This is a genomic window from Leifsonia sp. 22587 (genome assembly GCF_052044215.1).
Lineage (GTDB): Bacteria > Actinomycetota > Actinomycetes > Actinomycetales > Microbacteriaceae > Leifsonia > Leifsonia shinshuensis_C.
The window spans coordinates 520,153-540,147 of sequence record NZ_JBQENB010000002.1 but is presented as its reverse complement, the minus strand read 5'-3'; the positions used below and the strand labels follow the sequence as shown (position 1 = coordinate 540,147).

Here is a 19,995-nt window from a genome sequence, read left to right as displayed (position 1 = left end):
CAGCGGTCAGGCGGCGAGCTGCGCCGCCGCCGTGAACAGCGGGGCCGCGACGTGCTCGCCCTGGCCGACGCACACGTAGAAGACGAACTCGACGGGGGCGGCGACGGCGACGATCGCGCTGACGTCGCTCCAGGGGTCGTCGGGCAGGTCGGCGACCCGCCCCATCTCGAGCGCACGGCGCTCGGCGTCGCGCGCCGAACCCTGCACGGTGAAGAAGGCGTCGAGGGCGTCCTCGTCGTCGGCGTCCGCCAGCCAGCCCACGAGCGGGGTGGCGGTGCGGTCGCTGACCGGGACGGTCTCGAACAGGGCCTCGGCCATGACCTCGAGCGAGGCGCTGGTCTGGACGAGGCGCGGCTGCGGCGGCAGCGCGCGAGAGGTGATGGCGATCCAGCCGCCCGCCGGAACATCGTTCAAAGCGGTGAGTAGCTGGCCGGAAATGACAGGACTGAGCTTTCGCAACATGGAAGTTCGGGTACTTTCCACACGGCGTCCGCGCGCGCGGGCACGGTTCCCCCCAACGCGCCACCGAACGCAACCAATATACGGGTAAGGTGCGTCGCCCCCTGCGGGGTGACGAGGTGGCACAACGCCCGCCGGAGTTTCGGGTTCCAGCGGGTTGTCCCCAGCATAGGACCGTGTCCGCGAAAGTGCGGACACCCATACGGGGGTCAAAACAGGGGAATTCTGATCCCTGGCGGACGGGTCAGGCGTGCAGGACAGAGCGGTCGACGACCGCCGGCCCATCCGCCTCCTCGGCCGCGGCCTCGGCGTCGGCGAGCTCGAAGAACACGCCGACGACCTCCGGGGTCAGGTCGTCCGGGAGCACGACCGCGTAGACGGGGACGTTCACGCTCGCCGGAACTGCTGCGCCGCCGGGCAGTCGAAGGGATCCCGCGCGGCGAGGCCGACGCGGTTGAGGTACCGGACGACGATGCGGTACGAGTTCACGAGGCCGGTCTCGGTGTACGGGATGTCGTGCGCGGCGCAGTGCTCGCGCACGAGGACGCGGGCGCGGGCCAGGTGCGGACGCGGCATGCTCGGGAACAGGTGGTGCTCGACCTGGTGGTTGAGGCCGCCCATGAGGGCGCTCATCGACCAGCCGCCGCGGATGTTGCGCGAGGTGAGGACCTGCTTGTTCAGGAAGTCGACCCGGGTCCCCGCGGGGAGGATCGGCATGCCCTTGTGGTTGGGGGCGAACGACGCGCCCATGTAGAGGCCGAAGACGGCGAGCTGCACGCCGAGGAAGGCGAACGCCATGCCCAGCGGGAGCATCAGGAAGACGATGCCCACGTACACGCTCAGGCGGACCGCGATCGCGACCAGCTCACCGGTGCGACGCTCGACCGGCCCACGGGCCAGGAGCGATCGCACGGACGTGATGTGGAGGTTGACGCCCTCCAGCAGGAGGAGGGGGAAGAAGAGGTAGCCCTGGCGCCGGGTGATGGCGGCCATCAGGCCGCGCTGCCGTGCGGCGTCCTCCTCGACGAAGGAGATGGTGTCGAACGCGATGTCGGGGTCTTTGCCGACCGTGTTCGGATTGGCGTGGTGACGCGTGTGCTTCGTCATCCACCACTGGTAGCTCATGCCGACCAGCCAGGTGACGATGAAGCGGCCGGCCCGGTCGTTGGTCGGGCCGGAGGAGAAGACCTGGCGGTGCGAGGCCTCGTGGCCGAGGAAGGCGAGCTGGGTGAAGAGCAGGCCGAAGACCGCGGCGATCAGCAGCTGGAACCAGGAGTCGCCTAGGAGGACGAACCCGACGCCGGCGCCGATGAGCCCTGCCACGAGCAATGCGAACACCGTGATGTAGAAACCGCGGCGACGCTCGAGCAGACCCTCGGCGCGGACGCGGCCGAGCAGCTCGTTGTAGGTGCTGGTGACAGAGGGTCGGTCTCCCGTTCGCGCTTGCGTGCGTCGCACGGGACCGAGGGTGGCAGTGGTCATGTATTCCTCCGCTGTGTCGAGCCGACTTCACAGCCGAGGTATGGGCAAAACGCCCGAGATGATGCAAGCGTATGCTCGCTTGCTGGGTGTTGGCGGCGAGGTGCCCGACCGTTTCCGGCCGGGCACCGCGGCCATCAGAGAGGGCGGATGTTCGCAGCCTGGGGACCCTTGGGTCCCTGGGCCACGTCGTACTCGACCTTCTGGTTCTCGTCGAGGTTGCGGAAGCCGCCGGTGGAGGCGATCTCGCTGTAGTGGGCGAAGACGTCGGCGCTGCCGTCATCCGGGGCGATGAAGCCGAAGCCCTTTTCCGAGTTGAACCATTTGACGGTGCCTTGAGCCATCGTTTTTTCCTTTTTCATGTTGTGGGAGCCGGATGATCGGCTCCGCTCGCCGCGCCCGATCGGGCGTGGACGTCGTGGGCCGCCGCGGAGTGTGCGGCGGTCGGTCGTGGGGTGTCGCAGCAGAGCCTGGGCTCCGGCGATCGTGGGTGCTGTGCCGAGGTTGAGCGAACGGCCGTCGAGGACGCGGAACGCACCCTCTTCGAGGAGGGCGACGCCGGCGTATTCGTCGTCGGCCGTGGCGACCCAGACGGTGTCGTCAGCTCGGCGCCAGACCAGTGCGGCCTGGGGCCGCGAGTCGGTGATGATGGTGAGTCCTTTCGCCCCGGTCGGGGCGGACGATCGCTGCTCCCGGTCGGTACGCGGGAGGACGGGGATCGTGGTGATGAGAAGGGGTGAGCGTGTCGTTCGGGCCGGCACATCGATGTGAGAAGACGGCCCCGCACGCGACACCCGGATGGGAAACCGGTTCTGATGCGGGACCATCTCGGTCACACGATCAGAAACGCATGATCAGATCCGGCGGACGAGGACACTCGAACGCGCGAACCGCCCCCAGACTACACGGGATTGCCGTCCGTGCACCCGGAAGTCTCTCAGGCGGGCGCCGGTTCGGTCGCGAACGACTGTTGTTCGGTCTCGACGACGAGACCGCGGGAGCTGCCGGCCGACTCCGCGAGGAGGGCGAGCCACTCCCGGTTGAGCGCGGGTGTGCGGGACCCGTCGAAGTGGAAGCGCAGGCTGCTGGCCGGGTGGATCCAGATGCTGGTCCGCCCGCCGCCGGCGGAGCTCCTGTCCCTCCAGGACATGGCGAAGCTCTGCCCGTGCCGGAGCTTGTTGACGATGACGACGTGCAGGTGCGCGAGCGTACGGTCGTCGATCTCGAACTCGTGGTTCTCGTAACTGAGGAAGCCGATAGTGGTGCCCTCCTGGATCGGTCCGGATGGTGGCGAAGCAGTCGCTGCCGAACGAGCCTTCACATCAACCGGAGGGTGTTCCACCAGTCTGGCCGCGCCCACCGACACCGCGCGACCCGGCCGGGCCGATTGCCAGGAGGTACGGATGGGGCTCCCAAGGATGCGAACCTGGTAGGGGCGGGACGCCCGGTGAGGAGACACGATGAACGCGCAAACCGGACGGCGGCGGGACCTGACGCTGATGCTCATGCTCGCGCTCACCTTCTCGACGGGGATCGTCGATGCGGTCGGGTACCTGGGGCTCGACAAGGTGTTCGCCGGCAACATGACGGGCAACGTGGTCGTGCTCGGCATGGCCCTCGCGGGCGCCGAGGGGCTGCCCTGGGTGGGACCGCTCATCGCGCTGTTCGCCTTCATGGCCGGGGCGGCGATCGGCGGCCGTACGCTGCGGCGGGAGTCCACCGGCTGGAACACCCGCACGAGCTGGTCGTTCACCGCGGTCGCGGTCGCATTGGCCGCCCTCACGCTGACGACCGTGGTCACGGGCGGCGTTCCGCCTGCGCCCTGGGAGCTCGCGATCACCACGCTGCTGGCCGCCACCATGGGCTTCCAGGCCGCCGTCGCGCGTCACCTCGCCGTGAAGGACGTGACCACCGTCGTGGTGACGTCCACCCTGACGGGTCTCGCCGCCGACTCCCGGCTCGCCGGCGGGTCCGGTCAGCCGTGGGCGCGCCGCGCCGGTGCGGTCGCGCTGATCGCTCTCGGTGCGCTGGTCGGCGCGGCGCTGCTGCGCATCCACATCGCGGTGCCGCTGGGGCTCGCCGCGGTGATCAGCGCGGGCGCGGCCGTGCTCGGCCACGTTGCCGCGCACGAGTCGCGGGAGCTCAGCGAACAGCGTCGGACGGCGCGCCCTCGCGTGTGATGATCGCGGCGTCGCCGTCCTCGTCCAGCTTCACGCCCAGCGGCTTGCGGAACGCCCGGGTCACGACGAGCAGCGTGATGATGCCGATGCCCAGCCAGACGATGCCGTAGGTCAGTGCGTCCAGGTGCAGGTTGGCCCAGAGCACGCCGGTCAGCAGCATCCCGACGCCCGGGAGCACGATGTTGCGCACGATCTGGCGGGCTCCGCGGCGTTCCTTCCGCCGCAGGGCGAAGTGGATGATGACCGTCGCGTTGACGACGGTGAACGCGATGAGCGCGCCGAAGTTGATCATCGACGAGACGAATTCGAGCGTGAAGGCTGCGGCCAGCAGGGAGACTGCGCCGACCAGCACCACGGCCGTGGCGGGCGTCCGGAACCGCGGGTGGATGTAGGAGAGCGTCCGCGAGACGCGGCCGTTGCCGTTCCGCGCCATCACGTAGATCATCCGCGAGACGCTGGCGTGCGAGGCGAGGCTGGAGGCGACCGCCGCGGCCACCGCGGCGGAGATGAACAGGATCTGGAACAGGAGCCCGCCGGTCTTCAGGGCGATCTCGGGGAGGGTGTCGTCGGTGAAGTGGAAGCCGGCGAGGGTCGGGAACCGGGACTGCGCGAACCAGGCCGCGACGAAGAAGATCGCGCCGCCGATCAGCAGCGCGAGCACGATCGCGCGCGGCACCGTGCGGGTGTCCTTCGCCTCCTCGGTGTACATGGTGATCGCGTCGAAGCCGATGAACGAGAAGCAGACCACCGTCGCGCCGCCGATGACCGCGCCCAGGTGCACACCCGAGTGGAGCAGCGGCGTCAGGCTGAACGGCGTGCCGTTGCCCGCGCCGGCGTTGAGCGCGGACCACGTCAGCACCACGAACACGGCGATCAGCACGATCTGGAACACGACCAGGATGCCGTTCACGCGCGAGGTCGACGACATGCTGAACAGGTTCATCGCGGTGATGACGGCCACGTAGCCGACCACCCAGATCCACCCGGGGACCGCCGGGAAGAACGACTCCATGTACAGCCGCACGATGAGGGCGTTCACAAGGGGCAGCAGCAGGTAGTCGAGCAGCGACGACCAGCCGACGAGGAAGCCGACGTTCGGGTGGATGGTCTCCGACGCATACGTGTAGGCCGAACCCGCCGAGGGGAACACCCGCGTCATGCGTCCGTAGCTGATCGCGGTGAAGACCATCGCGACGAGGGCGACCAGGTACGCGGACGGGACGACCCCGTTCGTCTCGCCCGTGACGATGCCGAACGTGTCGAAGACGGTCATGGGCGTCATGTAGCCGAGGCCGAGTCCGACGATCGCCCAGAGGCCCAGCGATCGCCGCAGGGACGTGGATCGCCGCAGGGAGGTGGATGCGGGGGTGGTGGACACGCGAGCTCCTTCGCTCTATCGGGATCGCGCCATCCTAAACCCGGCGAAGTGCGAAATCCGAATCCAGCGCAACGGATCACGGGGGTAAAACGGGGATTTCACTAACAATCCAGTCGCGAAACTCCCATTTCGCAGACGATTCCGGTAGTGTGCCCTTCGTTCACCCCAACCTCCACGGAGCTGATACCCATGAGCAGCATCGAACGCGACGTCGTCGTCATCGGCGCGGGCGCCTCCGGCCTGACGGCCGCCACGGAACTGACCAAGGCGGGCCTCACGGTCGCCGTCCTGGAGGCCCGCGATCGCGTCGGCGGACGACTCTGGACCGACGACATCGACGGCGCGACCCTCGAGATCGGCGGCCAGTGGGTCTCCCCGGATCAGGATGCGCTGATCGAGACGCTGGCCGACCTGGGGCTCGAGACGTACTCCCGGTACCGCGACGGGATCAACATCTACCTCGGTGAGAACGGCGAGCGCCGCACCTTCGAGGGCGACATCTTCCCGGTCGCGCAGTCCACCGAGAAGGAGATCGTCGCCCTCATCGACCGGTTGGATGCGCTGGTCGCCGAGATCGACCCGGAGCGCCCGTGGGCGCACCCGCGCGCCAAGGAGCTGGACGAGATCTCGTTCCGCCGGTGGCTGGAGACGCAGACCGACGACGAGGAGGCGCGCAAGAACATCGGCATGTTCATCGCCGGTGCGATGCTCACGAAGCCGGCGCACGCGTTCTCGGCGCTGCAGGCGTTGCTGATGGCGGCAAGCGCGGGCAGCTTCTCGAATCTGGTCGACGCCGACTTCATCCTCGACAAGCGCGTCAAGGGCGGGCTGCAGCAGGTGCCGCTGCTCCTGGCCGAGCGGCTGGGCGACGACGTGCACCTGAACGCGCCGGTCCGTACGCTCCGCTGGGACGAGAACGGCGTGACCGCGATCGCCGACGGCGTCGAGGTGCACGCGCGGTTCGCCATCCTGGCCGTCCCGCCGGTGCTCATCAGTCGCATCTCGTACGAGCCGCCGCTGCCGCGCCGCCAGCAGCAGCTGCACCAGCACCTGTCGATGGGCTTCGTCATCAAGGTGCACGCCGTGTACGAGACGCCGTTCTGGCGCGATCTCGGCTACAGCGGCACCGCCTTCAGCCCCTACGAGCTGGTGCACGAGGCATACGACAACAGCTACGACGGCGATCCGCGCGGCACGCTCGTCGGCTTCGTCTCGGACGAGAACGCCGACGGCGTCTTCGAGCTGAGCCCGGAGGAGCGCAAGCAGCGCATCCTCGAGTCGCTGTCGCACTACTACGGCGAGCAGGCGCTGAACCCGGTCGTGTACTACGAGAGCGACTGGGGCAGCGAGGAGTGGACGCGCGGCGCGTACGCCGCGAGCTTCGACATGGGCGGCCTCGCCCGGTACGGCGCCGACCTGCGTAAGCCGGTCGGACCCATCCACTTCTCCTGCAGCGACATGGCGGGCAAGGGCTACCAGCACGTCGACGGTGCGATCCGGGTGGGTCGCGAGACGGCGGCGGCGATCCTCGCGGCGGTCGTCCCGGCCTGACCGCGGGATAGATTCGGAGCATGCCCGCTCCGGATCCCGTGCGCTCCTGCACCAGCCGCCGCAACGGCGTCCGCTGCACCCGCCCGCTCGGTCACCCCGGGCTGCACCGCCGTCACGGCGCGATGTGGTCGGACACCGGCGCGGACCCGCTGCACTGCCCCGGCTCCGGCGAGCCGGGCGCACCGGCGGCGACGCTCGACGACGGCTTCCCAGGCGGGCGGGCGCTCTGCCCGCAGTGCCTCCGATTCGTCCCGCTGGACGCGGACGGACGCCTGGTCGAGCACGACACGTCCGACCCCGACGAGACCGACGACGAGCGGGCGCACGCCCGCGACTGGTTCAACACCCACGGCTGGTGAGCATGAGTCCGCAGATCACAGTCAGGCCAGCCCGTCTCGGATGAGCCCGCACCGCTGCCGCCCGCCCCTACGATGTCAGCGTGCTCGATCATCACGAGGTCGTTCGCCTCTACGGTCCCTGGATGCGCCGCACGCCGAGCGATGCGACGGCCCGGTTCGCGGGTTACAGCGGGCGGTGGTGGGTCGCCGGGGGTTGGGCGATCGATGCCTTCGTGGGCTCGGATCGCGAGCACGGTGACCTCGACATCGGGATACCCCGGGGGTCGGCTGCGGAGTTCGTCGACTTCGTCTCGCCCGGGCTGGATGTCTGGGCGGCGGCGGGAAGTCTGACGCCGGTCTTCCGCGGATCCGAGCTGCGACTGCCCGAATCGGTCGGCAACCTGTGGTTGCGGGCGAGTGGGGCAGACCCCTGGGAATACGACGTGATGCTGGAATCCGTCGAAGGTGCCACGTGGATGTACAAGCGCGACGTCCGCATCGCACGGCCGCTCGACGAGTGCCTGTGGGCGCACCGGGGTGTGACCTATCTCCGGCCGGAGGTGCAACTGCTCCTGAAGGCCGGGAATGTCCGGGCGAAGGACGAGGAGGACTTCGAGCGCTGTCTTCCCGTGCTCGCTGCGGCCGATCTCCGCTGGCTGGGCGATGCGCTCCGCACCGCGCATCCCGACCACCCGTGGATCGACCGCCTCGATCAGGCGTAGGGCGGCTACGGAGCCCCGGCGTCAGATCTCGACGTCGCTGCCCATCGTGACCGTGCGGAGGGCCGGCAGGCCGAAGCGCGCGGCCGGGTCGGCGGCGTTGTGCGCCAGGCCGACGAACAGCGACCGGCGCCACGGCACCATGCTGTTCGTGCGCGTCGTGCGGATGGCGCCGCGCGAGATGAAGTAGGACGCCTGCTTGAAGTTGGCCGCGTCCAGGGGCAGGGCTCCCGCACGGCAGGCGGCCCGGAGGGCGCGGGGGATGTCCGGCTTGTCCGAGAAGCCGAAGCGGATGCTGAGGTGCTCGATGCCGTCGTCGGCGTAGCCGAGGTCGTCGTAGGCGAAGGCCTCCGCGGGCGGGACGTGCGGCACCTGCGCGGTCGAGATCGACACGATGATCACGTGCTCGTGAAGGATGTGGTTGTGCTTCACGTTGGCGCGGAGCGCGAGCGGGGTCGTGTCCTTGTTCGGGTGCGGGAAGATCGCGATGCCCGGGACGCGCGGCAGGTTCTGCTTCCGCACCTCCTCGATGAAGTCGGCGAGCGACCCCTCCTTGCGCTTCCGGTCCTGCTGCACGAGCTGCCGTCCGCGGCGCCACGTCGTCATCACCAGGATGACCGCGGCCGCGATCAGCAGCGGCACCCAGCCGCCGTTGACGATCTTGGAGAGGTTGCCGGCGAGGAAGGCCAGCTCGAGGCCGCCGAACGCGACCGCGGCGAGGATGATCTTCCACGGCGCCCAGTTCCACAGCGGGCGCGCGACGAGGAGCAGTAAAGCGGTGTCGACGACGAGCGCGCCGGTGACCGAGATGCCGTACGCCGTGGACAGCCGGTCGGAGGAGCCGAAGGCGAGCATGATCGCCATGACCCCGATGAACAGCAGGGTGTTGATCGCCGGGAGATAGATCTGACCGCCCTCGCGCTTGGAGGTCTGCCGGATCGTCAGCGGCGGGAGCAGCCCCAGCTGCACCGCCTGGCGTGTGAGCGAGAAGGCGCCGGAGATGACGGCCTGGCTGGCGATGACCGTGGCGGCGGTCGCGAGCACGACCACGGGGAGTCGACCCCACTCCGGGATGAGGAGGAAGAAGGGATTGGCGCGTGCGGCCGGATTGTGAAGGATCAGCGCCGCCTGGCCGAGGTAGTTGATCGTCAGCGCAGGGAAGACCAGGAAGAACCAGGCGCGACGGATGGGGGAGCGGCCGAAGTGCCCCATGTCGGCGTAGAGCGCCTCGGCGCCGGTGATCACCAGCACCACCGCGCCCAGCGCGATGAACGAGATCGTCGGGTGCGCGACGATGAAGCCGATGGCGTATGTCGGCGAGAGCCCGAGCAGCACGGCGGGGTACTGGATCACCATGGCGAGCCCGGCGGCGGCCAGCACGGCGAACCACAGCACCATGACGGGGCCGAAGAGCACACCGACACGTCCGGTGCCGTAGCGCTGCACCACGAAGAGCGCGATGAGGATGACCGCGGCGATGGGGATCACCATGTGCGAGACCGCGGGAAGGGTGACGTGCAGACCTTCGACCGCGGAGAGGACGCTGATCGCGGGAGTGATGATCGAGTCGCCGTAGAACAGCGACACGCCCACGATGCCGACCACGAGCAGGATGCCCGCCTTCTTCGCCTTGCCGGCGTAGAGGCGCTGCGCGAGCGCGGCCAGGGCCATGACGCCGCCTTCGCCGTCGTTGTCCGCGCGCATCAGGATGCCGAGGTACTTGATCGACACGATGATCGTGATGCTCCAGAACATCAGCGAGATCACGCCGAAGACATCGTCCTGCACGGGACGCACGGCGCCTCCGTCGAGGAGGAACACCGTCTTGAGTGCGTACAGCGGACTGGTGCCGATGTCGCCGAAGACCACGCCGAGCGCGGCCAGGGCGGCACCGAAGACGACCTTCTGCCCGCGGCCGGTCCCATGACCGGTCCCGTGGCCACCGCCCGCGGCGGCGGCCTTTCTCGGACCTACACGCACATCACCCACGTGCGTCACCGTACCCCGGAGACGCGACGGACGCGGGCCCGGCCGGAGAGCCGGGCACCGGAACCGTCAGAGCGGGCGGATGTTGGCGGCCTGCGGACCTTTGGGGCCCTGGGCCAGGTCGTACTCGACCTTCTGGTTCTCTTCGAGGTTGCGGAAGCCCTGAGCGGCGATCTCGCTGTAGTGAGCGAAGACGTCGGCGCTGCCGTCATCCGGGGCGATGAAGCCGTACCCCTTCTCCGAGTTGAACCATTTGACGGTGCCTTGTGCCATCGTTCTTCTTCCTTTCACGCCCGATGCAGAAGCTCTTTCAGGCGCCGGACGCTCTCATCGTACACGCGCGCGCCCCGCGCGCGCGTTCCATGTCGAACCGCGTCATCCCCGCGTTCGGCGGGCGACCGCCCGCTGCAGCGTCCCGGGCTCCAGCCCCAGGGTCCACTCGGCCACATCGGACACGAAGCGGACATGCGCCGGGTGCGTGAGGTCGCCGGTGCTGTTGACGTAGGAGCCCCCTCCGTCGACGGCGATGAGGATGCGGATGCTCGCGGCCTCCGCATCCACCGGCGCGAACTCGCCTGTCCGGATGCCGTCCTCGATGATGGCGCGCAGCCGGGAGCGGTCGAGGGCGTCCTGCTCGACCAGGGTCTCGTCGAGGGACGGGGTGAACCGGGAGAGGTGCCGGGCGTTGAGCCAGAGCCGCGCGAGCGGCAGGGATGCCCCGCTGCGGATGTGCTCGACGAAGTGCGCCAGCCGGTGGGTCGCATCGCCCTCGGTGGGGAAGAAGCGCTCCCGCTCGATGGTCGCGGCGCGCGCGAACGCCTCGTCGACGAGGTCTTCGGCCGCCGGGAAGTAGTGCGAGATCAGGCCGGGGCGGACGCCGAGGCGGGTGGCGACGGCGCGCAGAGTGATTCGCTCCAGCCCTTCGTCGAGGGCGATCGCGGCCGCCGCCGCGAGGATCTCCTCGCGGCGCTCCTCCGGCTGCTTCCGGGTGCGGGGAGGCGGCGCGCTTGACTCCATGGTCCCCATGCTATTGAATGTCTGACCAACACCCTATTGGGCACATGACCAACAGCAAGGAAGCCGTTGGCGAGAGAGGAACCCATGTCCGAAGCGCGGACCGGCACCGAACAGTTCGTCGACGCCTCCACCCAGCCGGAGACCCGGGGGATCGAGGTCATCGGCGACGCCGAGCGTCACGGGCGCGCCCGCGACCTCTTCTTCGTCTGGGCGGCTCCCGGCGTCAGCATCCTGAACTTCACCATCGGCGCGACCCTGATCCTGCTGGGCCTCGAGATCTGGCAGGCGGTCGCCGTCATCCTGGCCGCCTCCCTGCTCTGGGTGTTCCCGGGTGCGATCGCCGCCAGCGGGCCGGCGGCGGGCACCTCGGGCTCGGTCATCACGCGCGCGATGTACGGGATCGTCGGCAACAAGCTGTTCGTGGCGTTCGTCGGCTGGTTCATCGGCGCGGTGTTCCTGTCGCTCACCTGGCTCGCCTCCAGCTTCATGGGCGCAGACCTGCTGCGCCGGGTCGGCCTGGACGACCCGGTGTGGGTCCCGATCGGCGTCACCATCGTGGTGTCGGCCGTCACGATCCTCGTGGCGATCTTCGGGCACGGGCTGATCCTGCGGATCTACCCGGCGATGGCCATCGTGCTGTTCGTCATCTTCGTGCTGGTCGCCGCGTTCGTCCTGCCGACGGTCGACTGGGGCTACCACCCGCAGGAGCCGCTCTCCGGGGCCGGGCTCTGGTCGGCGGTCTCGATCGGCTTCACGATCCTCGCGTCCACGCCGCTGTCGTTCATCAACAGCCCGGACATCGCGCGCTACCTGCCGCGCTCCACGAAGCCGACGCACATCGCGGCCGCGACCGCGCTCGGGGGAGCGGTGCCGTTCATCGTCTTCACCATCGTCGGAGTGCTCCTGGCCACCGGGCTCAAGGCGTCCGCCTTCGACGCGGGCATCGATCGTGCGCTGTTCGACCTGTTGCCGGCGTGGATGGGGCCCCTCCTGGTGATCGGCGTCATCGTGAACACCATCGCGCTCAACGCCATGACCACGTACTCGTCGAGCATGGCGCTGCAGGCCATCGGGTTCCGGCTGCGCCGAATCCCGGCCGCGATCATCGTCGGGCTGGTGGGCACCGCGCTGACGATCTACCTGGTGCTGTCGTCGAGCCTGCTGGAGGCGGCGAACCTGCTGCTGCAGTTCCTCGTGATCGTGTCCGGCCCGGCGATGGCGATCTACGTCGTCGACGTCGTGCGGCGGCGCAACGTCTACGACGGCGTCGACCTGTTCGACGACCGGCGCGGCGGGCGGTTCTGGTACACCGGCGGGTGGAGCATCCCGGGCATCACGGCGCTGCTGCTGGGCGGCCTCACCACGGCGCTGTGCCTCTCGACCGATGTCTGGGCCGGCCCGATCGCGCAGGCGCTCGGCTTCATCGACCTCTCGGTGCCGCTCGGGATGGCCGTGGCCGCCCTCGCGTACGCACTGTTGAACCGCATCCCCGCATTCGACGGCGACCGGGCGCTGGGCGCTCCCGTCGCAGGAAAGGAGGGACGGCTGTGACCGACCCCGAGACCACCACCCTGTTCCGGAACGGCCGCGTCTTCACCGCGGAACCGGACCCCGCATCCACCTGGGCCGACGCGTTCGCGGTGACCGGCGCGACGATCTCGTGGGTGGGCCGGGACGGCGACGAGGAGCCGGCGGCGGACCGCGTCGTGGACCTCGGCGGCCGCCTGGTGCTTCCGGGGTTCACGGACGCGCACACCCACCTGCTGATGATGGGGTCGGCGCTGGGCCAGGTGTACCTGACGGATGCGCGGAGCCTGGACGACATCCGGCAGTCCCTCGTGGAGGCCCGCGCCGCGGACCCGGAGGCGCGCGAGCTCCGCGGGCGCGGCTGGCTGTTCGACGCCGTCCCGGGCGGCGCGCCGACCGCGGCCATGATCGACGCGGTGATCGACGACATCCCGGTCTACTTGGATGCGAACGACTACCACTCCTGCTGGGTCAACACCGCCGCGCTCGCCGAGCTGGGCATCACGCGCGACACCCCCGACCCGATCGGCGGTGAGATCGTGCGCGACGCCGAGGGCGAGGCGACCGGTCTGCTGCTGGAGACGGCCGCTACGCAGTACGCCTGGGCGCAGCGGGACGCCTCCGCGACCGACGCGGACCGTGACGCGGACGTGGAGCGCACCCTCGCGGCCTACGTCGCGACCGGTGTCACGGGCGCCGTCGACATGGCCCTCGACGAGTTCGGGCTGGCGGCGCTCCGGCGGGCGCAGGAGCGCCGGGGCGGCGAGCTGCCGCTCCGAGTCGCAGCCCACTGGCTGGTGACCAACACGGGCGACGACGCGGCCAGCCTCGCGCAGGTGGAGCACGCCGCCCGCCTGGCCGCGGAGCCCGGGACCCCGTGGCTGCGGGTCGTCGGCATCAAGCTCATCCTCGACGGCGTGATCGACGCGTGCACCGCGGCGATGCGCCAGCCGTACGCGGATGGTTCCAACGCCGACCCGATCTGGCCGCTGGAGCGGCTCGCGCCGGTGGTCGCAGCGGCCGACGCCGCGGGGCTGCAGATCGCCATGCACGCGATCGGCGACTTCGCGAGCGGGATCGCCCTCGACGCGATCGAGGCGGCCGTCGCTCAGAACGGCGACCGCCCGCGACGGCACCGCATCGAGCACCTGGAGTACGCGGCGCCCGGGACGGCCGAGCGGATGGCGCGCCTCGGCGTCACCGCGTCGATGCAGCCCGTCCACGCCGACCCGGCCATCTTCGACAACTGGGTCGCGATGCTCGGCGACGAGCGGGTGGAGCGCGCCTTCCCGTGGTCGGAGTACGAGGACGCCGGCGGTCTGCTCGCCTTCTCGACCGACTCCCCGACGGCGCCGCACCTGGCGCTCGCCAACATGTACGTCGCGTCGACCCGCGCCTCGGCGCTGGTTCCGTCCATCCCGGCCGCGCAGCCGCAGCACGCTCTGCCCCTGGACCGGGCGATCGCGCACGCCACCCGGGATGCGGCCGCATCGGTGGGCGACGGCGACTGGCGGGGGCGCATCGCTGCCGGCCAGGCCGCCGACCTGGTCGTGCTGGATGCGGACGTGTTCGCGGGGCCGCCGTCCTCCCTCCTGGAGGCGCGGGTGGTCGAGACGATCCTCGCGGGCCGGACGACCTACTCGGCGGAGCCGGAGACGACGGCGTCGTCCCCGAGGTCGATGGAGAACTCCGGCGGACGGTGATCGCGCAGGTCTCCCAGCACCGACTGCGTGTAGGTGTACGTGGAGGCCGCCGGCCACGGCGACGAGTCGCTCAGCAGGTAGATGTCGAACGCCGGCATGCCGGCCAGGGAGCCGGGCCGGCGGATGGCGGCCGGCGGCACCTCGCCGCAGACCGGCAGTGCGCGCTCGAAGTCGCGCCACGGGTGCTGGGGGTGCACGAACGCGGCGCGCCAGGTCTCTTCGCTCATGGGATGCCCTCGGGACGGGTAGCGCGGGCGCCGCGTCCCTCGGTCGGCGGCGCCGGTGTCGGGTCCGAGATCGCCATCGGGACGGGCGTGACCGTTATATCGCATCCGTCGCAGGCCGGCCTCGCGGCGTGCGGGCGCTTGCCCGGGTCCGCTCGCCTCACGGGCGGCTCGGCGGCGCGGTGCTCTGCCGCACCACGAGTTCGGGCACCGCGTACTCCGTCGCCCCCGGGGGCTCGTCGCCCTCGATCTGGGCGAGCAGCACGTCGATCGCCTGCGCCCCGAGCAGGCCGAAGTCCTGACGGATGGTGGTCAGCGGGGGAGCGAAGTGCTTCGCCTCCGGGATGTCGTCGAACCCGACGATGCTCATGTCGTGCGGCACGGACAGCCCGAGCTGGGCGGCGGCGTGCATGAGACCCAGGGCCATCTGGTCGTTGGATGCGAAGATCGCCGTGAAGTCCGGGTGGTCCAGGATCCGGAGCCCGACCTCGTACCCCAGGTCGGCCGACCAGTCTCCGAGGACCGGGGCGGTCACCGCCAGATCGTGCTCGTCGAGCTCGGCGAGGAAGCCGTTCATGCGGTCCTCCGCCTCGTTCCAGTCCTGCGGCCCGGCGAGATGACGGATGCGCGTGTGGCCGAGCTCGATCAGGTGCCGGGTGGCGAGACGGGCGCCAGCGACCTGGTCGAAGGCGGCGACACGACCCTCGCCCGCGTCCTTCCAGTGCAGGCTCACGAACGGGATGCGCACGGCGACGCGCTGCAGCGCCTCGTGCGCCCGCTGCTGCGGGGCGATCACCACGACACCGTCGACACCCTGGGCCGCGAAGGCGTCGAGCGCCTCCGAGATCGTGGCGTCGTCCTCCCGCGCCAGCGTCGCCGACAGAATCGCGTATCCCCGGGCACGGGCGGCCTCGTCGATCGCCGTCGCCGCGGTGAACGGGCCGTAGTGCGACCGGGCGGAGACGAGCAGGCCGATGGTCTTGGACCGGGAGGTGGCGAGCGCCCGGGCGGCGCTGTTCGGGCGCCACGAGTTCTCCTCGATCACCTTGCGCACCTGCGCCTCGGTGGACGGCTTGATGTAGCGCTCGCCGTTGAGGACGCGCGACACCGTCTGCCGCGACACACCGGCCAGCCGGGCGATGTCCCGGATGGAGAGGGCGCGCTGCTCGTCGGGTCCGCGTCTGTCCATGGATCCTGTCTCGTCGTCGGGGGCGGCAGCACTGCCACCCGGGAACGTGCTCATCATATTTTTCCGCGAAGCACTTGACTGCCGACGGCTTCCGGTCATAGCGTCTAACCCGTTCTGGGACCGGTCACATATATCGGCTCGGGCACCAGCATACGACGAGGGAGTCGCAATGACAGCAGCCGGATCGCACAGGAGCGACGGCCGTTGCATGACCCCGTCGAACGCTGATCGCCGGAGGCGTGACAGTTCCGAGCCCGGCGAACCGGGGCGCACTGGGCGCGCCGGTCGCCTCACCGCTCGAAGGGAATCACAGTGAAGTTCAGGAAAGTCGCACTCGCCGCCGCCGCACTCGGCGTCGCGGTCGCACTCGCCGCCTGCTCCGGAGGCCGCGGAGGCGGCAGCGGATCCGGCACGGAGGACAACAAGGGCGCGCTCGTGGGCGTCGCCATGCCGACCAAGGTGTCCGAGCGCTGGATCGCCGACGGCAACGCGGTCAAGTCGGACCTCGAGAAGAACGGCTACAAGGTCGACCTCGAGTACGCCAACAACGACATCCCGACCCAGGTGCAGCAGGTCAACACGATGATCACCAAGGGCGCGAAGGTGCTGATCATCGCCTCCATCGACGGAGGGTCGCTCACCGACCAGCTGGACGCCGCGGCGAAGGCCGGCATCAAGGTGATCTCGTACGACCGCCTCCTCACCGGTGACAAGAACGTCGACTACTACGTCTCCTTCGACAACTACAAGGTCGGCGTCTACCAGGCGAAGTCGCTGCTCACCGGCCTCGGAGTGCTCGACGCCGACGGCAAGCCGACCGGCCAGAAGGGCCCGTTCAACATCGAGGTCTTCGCGGGCAGCCCCGACGACAACAACGCGACGTTCTTCTACAACGGCGCGATGGACACGCTGAAGCCGTACATCTCGGACGGCACCCTGGTCGTCAAGAGTGGCCAGACCAACTTCAACCAGGTCGCCATCCTGCGCTGGGACCCGGCGACCGCCAAGGCCCGCATGCAGGACCTCGTCGCCAAGTCGTACTCGACCGGCGCCGCGGTGCAGGGCGTCCTCTCGCCGTACGACGGTCTCTCCGACGGCATCCTGAGCGCCCTCGAGGGTGCGGGCTACGGGTCGGGCGGCAAGAAGCTCCCGATCATCACCGGCCAGGACGCCGAGGTCGCCAGCGTGAAGCAGATCATCGCGGGCACCCAATACTCGACCATCTACAAGGACACCCGCCAGCTGGCGAACGAGGCCGCGAAGATGGCGAACGACCTGCTCTCCGGCAAGAAGCCCGAGGTGAACGACACCAAGAGCTACGACAACAAGGTCAAGGTCGTCCCGAGCTACCTGTTCCAGCCGGTCGTCGTGACCAAGGACAACTACCAGAAGATCCTGGTCGACAGCGGCTACTACAAGGAATCCGACCTCAAGTAGGCCGGGCCGACGGTCCGGGCGGGCGCGCGCTTCAGGCGGCCCGCCCGGACCTCCATGCGAGCAAGGGAGACCATGGCCAACACGATTCTCGAGATGCGGAACATCTCGAAGTCCTTCCCGGGGGTCAAGGCGCTGCAAGACGTCTCGATCAGCATCGAGGAGGGATCGGTCCACGCGATCTGCGGCGAGAACGGCGCCGGCAAGTCGACGCTGATGAAAGTGCTGTCGGGCGTGTACCCGCACGGCACGTTCGAGGGCGAGATCGTCATGCGCGGCGAGCCCGTCGAGTTCCGGTCGATCAACGACTCGGAGGCGGCGGGGATCGTCATCATCCACCAGGAGCTGGCGCTGTCGCCGTACCTCTCGATCGCCGAGAACATCTACCTCGGCAACGAGCGGCAGCGGCACGGGTTCATCGACTGGAACGAGACCAACCTGGAGGCGGCGAAGCTGCTCGCCCGGGTGGGGCTGCACGACAACCCGATCACCAAGATCAAGGACATCGGGGTCGGCAAGCAGCAGCTCGTCGAGATCGCCAAGGCGCTCTCGAAAGAGGTCAAGATCCTCATCCTCGACGAGCCGACCGCAGCCCTCAACGACGACGACTCCGCGCACCTGCTCGAGCTGATCCGTCAGCTGCAGCAGCACGGCATCACGTCGATCATCATCAGTCACAAGCTCAACGAGATCAAAGCCATCGCGGACCGGGTGACCATCATCCGCGACGGCCGAACGATCGAGACGCTGGAGATGGGCAAGGAGGGCACCAGCGAGGAGCGCATCATCAAGGGGATGGTCGGTCGCGACGTGGCCAGCCGCTTCCCCGACCACGTGCCCCACATCGGCGAGGAGCTGCTCCGCGTCGAGAACTGGACCGTCCACCACCCGCTCGACCGCAACCGCACGGTCGTCGACGATGTCAGCTTCCACGTCCGCGCCGGCGAGATCGTCGGCATCGCAGGGCTGATGGGAGCCGGGCGCACCGAGCTCGCCATGAGCATCTTCGGCCGCAGCTACGGCGTCGGGATCAGCGGCCAGGTCTACAAGCGCGGCAAGCCGATCTCGGTGAGCACGGTGTCCAAGGCCATCGCCAACGGCATCGCGTACTCGACCGAGGACCGCAAGCACTTCGGGCTGAACCTGATCGACAACATCCAGCGCAACATCTCCATCGCGGCCCTCGACAAGCTCGTGAACTGGTTCAAGTTCGTCAACGAGCAGCGCGAGTCGCTGGTCGCCGAGGAGTACCGGAAGTCGATGAACATCAAGACGCCGAACGTCCTGACGGTCACCGGCAAGCTCTCCGGCGGCAACCAGCAGAAGGTCGTGCTGTCGAAGTGGATGTACTCCGACCCGGAGGTGCTCATCCTCGACGAGCCCACGCGCGGCATCGACGTCGGCGCCAAGTACGAGATCTACACGATCATCGACCGGCTCGCCGACCAGGGGAAGGGCATCATCGTCATCTCCTCGGAGCTGCCGGAGCTGCTCGGCATCTGCGACCGCATCTACACCCTCAGCGAGGGCCGCATCACCGCGGACGTCCCGCGCGAGAAGGCCACCGCCGAATACCTCATGCAATTCATGACCCAGGAACGCGAGAAGAACACCGCATGAAACCGCTCACCAAAGCCCTGAACTACCTGACCGGGCAGCTGCGCCAGATCGGTCTGTTCATCACCCTGATCGCCATCGTCGTGTTCTTCCAGATCGCGACGGGCGGGATCACGCTGGCGCCGATCAACGTCTCGAACCTGATCGTGCAGAACAGCTACATCCTGATCCTGGCGATCGGCATGGTGATGGTGATCATCGCGGGCCACATCGACCTCTCCGTCGGCAGTGTAGTGGCGTTCATCGGAGCCATGGCCGGCGTCTTCATCTCGAACTGGCACCTGCCGTGGCCGCTCGCCATCGTGTTCTGCCTCGTGCTCGGCGCGCTCGTCGGCGCCTGGCAGGGGTTCTGGATCGCGTACTTCGGCATCCCCGCGTTCATCGTCACGCTGGCCGGCATGCTCGCGTTCCGCGGGGCCGCCCAGATCGCGCTCGGCAACCAGCAGATCTCGTTCTTCCCGAAGGAGTTCCGGGCGATCGGCTCGGGCTTCCTGCCCGCGTTCGGCACGACCGGGTACGAGCCGCTGACGATGATCCTCGGCGTGCTCGCGAGCATCGCCATCCTGGCCTCGTCGATCCGGCAGCGGGCCGTGCGCCGCAAGTACGACCTCGAGGACGAGCCGCTGTGGTGGTTCGTCGTCAAGCTCGTCTTCCTCGTGGCACTGGTGCTCGTGATGACCGTCCTGCTCGCCAGCTACAACGGCACCCCGATCGTGCTGATCATCCTGGCGGTGCTGGTGGTCGGCTACTCGGCGATCATGAACCGCTCGGTGTTCGGCCGCCACATCTACGCGATCGGCGGCAACCTCGCCGCGGCCGCGCTCTCGGGTGTGAAGACCAAGCGCGTCACGTTCCTGCTGTTCGTCAACATGGGCGTGCTCTCCGCGGTCGCCGGCCTCGTGTTCACCGCCGGCCTCAACCTGGCGAGCCCGAGCGCCGGAACCGGCTTCGAGCTGGATGCGATCTCGGCCGTCTTCATCGGAGGCGCGGCCGTGACCGGCGGCATCGGCACGGTCACCGGCGCGATCATCGGTGGTCTGATCATCGGTGTGCTGAACAACGGCATGTCGATCCTCGGCATCGACAGCGACTACCAGCTGCTGATCAAGGGACTCGTGCTGCTCGCCGCGGTGGCGTTCGACGTGTACAACAAGCGCCGCTCGGTCGGGGCCTGACCGTCGGCGCCGGCCGGGG

Annotated in this window: 20 protein-coding genes; 9 read left to right on the top strand and 11 right to left on the bottom strand. The window is 69.1% G+C overall.

Annotated elements, in window-relative coordinates:
* Positions 1–6 precede the first annotated feature (6 nt).
* From ACTJI1_RS10510 to ACTJI1_RS10490, 5 genes are all read right to left on the bottom strand, one after another.
* A complete protein-coding gene (locus ACTJI1_RS10510; protein ID WP_440742569.1) occupies positions 7–414 on the bottom strand; it encodes a hypothetical protein in 408 nt (135 codons plus the stop codon).
* A gap of 289 nt (positions 415–703) precedes the next feature.
* Entirely contained in the window at positions 704–850 is a 147-nt protein-coding gene (locus ACTJI1_RS10505) for a hypothetical protein (RefSeq protein WP_310134066.1), read from the bottom strand.
* Complete coding sequence (locus ACTJI1_RS10500; protein WP_310134067.1) at positions 847–1,941, bottom strand: fatty acid desaturase family protein; 1,095 nt, start codon at positions 1,939–1,941, stop codon at positions 847–849. Before ACTJI1_RS10500 ends, ACTJI1_RS10505 begins: the two co-directional genes overlap by 4 nt.
* 134 nt (positions 1,942–2,075) lie before the next feature.
* Positions 2,076–2,282, bottom strand: coding sequence for a cold-shock protein (locus ACTJI1_RS10495; protein WP_310134070.1), 207 nt, complete (start codon positions 2,280–2,282; stop codon positions 2,076–2,078).
* Positions 2,283–2,875: 593 nt separating this feature from the next.
* Positions 2,876–3,259: a DUF7882 family protein gene (locus tag ACTJI1_RS10490; protein ID WP_310134073.1), complete on the bottom strand. Its 384-nt coding sequence runs from the start codon at positions 3,257–3,259 to the stop codon at positions 2,876–2,878.
* A gap of 139 nt (positions 3,260–3,398) precedes the next feature.
* Between ACTJI1_RS10490 and ACTJI1_RS10485 the strand changes: the two genes are divergently transcribed.
* A complete protein-coding gene (locus tag ACTJI1_RS10485; protein WP_310134076.1) occupies positions 3,399–4,118 on the top strand; it encodes a YoaK family protein in 720 nt (239 codons plus the stop codon).
* Here ACTJI1_RS10485 and ACTJI1_RS10480 read toward each other — a convergent pair.
* On the bottom strand, positions 4,081–5,496 hold the full coding sequence (locus tag ACTJI1_RS10480) for an APC family permease (RefSeq protein ID WP_440742568.1): 1,416 nt from the start codon (positions 5,494–5,496) through the stop codon (positions 4,081–4,083). The two genes, ACTJI1_RS10485 and ACTJI1_RS10480, sit on opposite strands and share 38 nt — an antisense overlap.
* Before the next feature lie 183 nt (positions 5,497–5,679).
* On the opposite strand from ACTJI1_RS10480, the gene ACTJI1_RS10475 reads away from it, so the two are divergent.
* The 3 genes from ACTJI1_RS10475 to ACTJI1_RS10465 all read left to right on the top strand — a co-directional run bounded on the left by ACTJI1_RS10475 (position 5,680) and on the right by ACTJI1_RS10465 (position 8,107).
* The gene (locus ACTJI1_RS10475) at positions 5,680–7,047 is read left to right on the top strand and encodes a flavin monoamine oxidase family protein (RefSeq protein ID WP_396427124.1); all 1,368 of its coding nucleotides are present in this window, start codon (positions 5,680–5,682) and stop codon (positions 7,045–7,047) included.
* A 20-nt stretch (positions 7,048–7,067) separates the two neighbouring features.
* Entirely contained in the window at positions 7,068–7,406 is a 339-nt protein-coding gene (locus ACTJI1_RS10470; RefSeq protein ID WP_440742567.1) for a hypothetical protein, read from the top strand.
* Positions 7,407–7,486: 80 nt separating this feature from the next.
* On the top strand, positions 7,487–8,107 hold the full coding sequence (locus tag ACTJI1_RS10465; protein WP_440742566.1) for a nucleotidyltransferase domain-containing protein: 621 nt from the start codon (positions 7,487–7,489) through the stop codon (positions 8,105–8,107).
* Positions 8,108–8,128: 21 nt separating this feature from the next.
* On the opposite strand, the gene ACTJI1_RS10460 is transcribed toward ACTJI1_RS10465, so the two are convergent.
* The 3 genes from ACTJI1_RS10460 to ACTJI1_RS10450 form a co-directional block, all read right to left on the bottom strand.
* The gene (locus ACTJI1_RS10460; RefSeq protein ID WP_440742565.1) at positions 8,129–10,093 is read right to left on the bottom strand and encodes a potassium transporter Kup; all 1,965 of its coding nucleotides are present in this window, start codon (positions 10,091–10,093) and stop codon (positions 8,129–8,131) included.
* Between the two features lie 66 nt (positions 10,094–10,159).
* Complete coding sequence (locus tag ACTJI1_RS10455; RefSeq protein ID WP_310134090.1) at positions 10,160–10,363, bottom strand: cold-shock protein; 204 nt, start codon at positions 10,361–10,363, stop codon at positions 10,160–10,162.
* Positions 10,364–10,465: 102 nt separating this feature from the next.
* Positions 10,466–11,107, bottom strand: coding sequence for a TetR/AcrR family transcriptional regulator (locus ACTJI1_RS10450; RefSeq protein WP_310134092.1), 642 nt, complete (start codon positions 11,105–11,107; stop codon positions 10,466–10,468).
* 84 nt (positions 11,108–11,191) lie between these two features.
* On the opposite strand from ACTJI1_RS10450, the gene ACTJI1_RS10445 reads away from it, so the two are divergent.
* Both ACTJI1_RS10445 and ACTJI1_RS10440 read left to right on the top strand, forming a co-directional pair.
* Complete coding sequence (locus ACTJI1_RS10445; RefSeq protein ID WP_440742564.1) at positions 11,192–12,658, top strand: purine-cytosine permease family protein; 1,467 nt, start codon at positions 11,192–11,194, stop codon at positions 12,656–12,658.
* The gene (locus ACTJI1_RS10440) at positions 12,655–14,337 is read left to right on the top strand and encodes an amidohydrolase (protein ID WP_440742563.1); all 1,683 of its coding nucleotides are present in this window, start codon (positions 12,655–12,657) and stop codon (positions 14,335–14,337) included. The genes ACTJI1_RS10445 and ACTJI1_RS10440 overlap by 4 nt, the downstream gene beginning before the upstream one ends.
* On the opposite strand, the gene ACTJI1_RS10435 is transcribed toward ACTJI1_RS10440, so the two are convergent.
* Together ACTJI1_RS10435 and ACTJI1_RS10430 are read right to left on the bottom strand one after the other, a co-directional pair.
* Positions 14,271–14,564: a hypothetical protein gene (locus tag ACTJI1_RS10435; protein ID WP_440742562.1), complete on the bottom strand. Its 294-nt coding sequence runs from the start codon at positions 14,562–14,564 to the stop codon at positions 14,271–14,273. The two genes, ACTJI1_RS10440 and ACTJI1_RS10435, sit on opposite strands and share 67 nt — an antisense overlap.
* Positions 14,565–14,721: 157 nt before the next feature.
* A complete protein-coding gene (locus ACTJI1_RS10430; protein WP_440742561.1) occupies positions 14,722–15,750 on the bottom strand; it encodes a LacI family DNA-binding transcriptional regulator in 1,029 nt (342 codons plus the stop codon).
* 312 nt (positions 15,751–16,062) lie between these two features.
* Between ACTJI1_RS10430 and chvE the strand changes: the two genes are divergently transcribed.
* The 3 genes from chvE (at position 16,063) to mmsB (ending at position 19,976) form a co-directional block, all read left to right on the top strand.
* The gene (gene chvE / locus ACTJI1_RS10425) at positions 16,063–17,187 is read left to right on the top strand and encodes a multiple monosaccharide ABC transporter substrate-binding protein (RefSeq protein ID WP_310134104.1); all 1,125 of its coding nucleotides are present in this window, start codon (positions 16,063–16,065) and stop codon (positions 17,185–17,187) included.
* 72 nt (positions 17,188–17,259) lie between these two features.
* A complete protein-coding gene (gene mmsA / locus ACTJI1_RS10420) occupies positions 17,260–18,804 on the top strand; it encodes a multiple monosaccharide ABC transporter ATP-binding protein (RefSeq protein ID WP_310134106.1) in 1,545 nt (514 codons plus the stop codon).
* Positions 18,801–19,976 (top strand): multiple monosaccharide ABC transporter permease, encoded by a 1,176-nt coding sequence (mmsB, locus tag ACTJI1_RS10415; RefSeq protein ID WP_310134108.1) that lies wholly within the window; start codon positions 18,801–18,803, stop codon positions 19,974–19,976. Before mmsA ends, mmsB begins: the two co-directional genes overlap by 4 nt.
* Positions 19,977–19,995 lie beyond the last annotated feature (19 nt).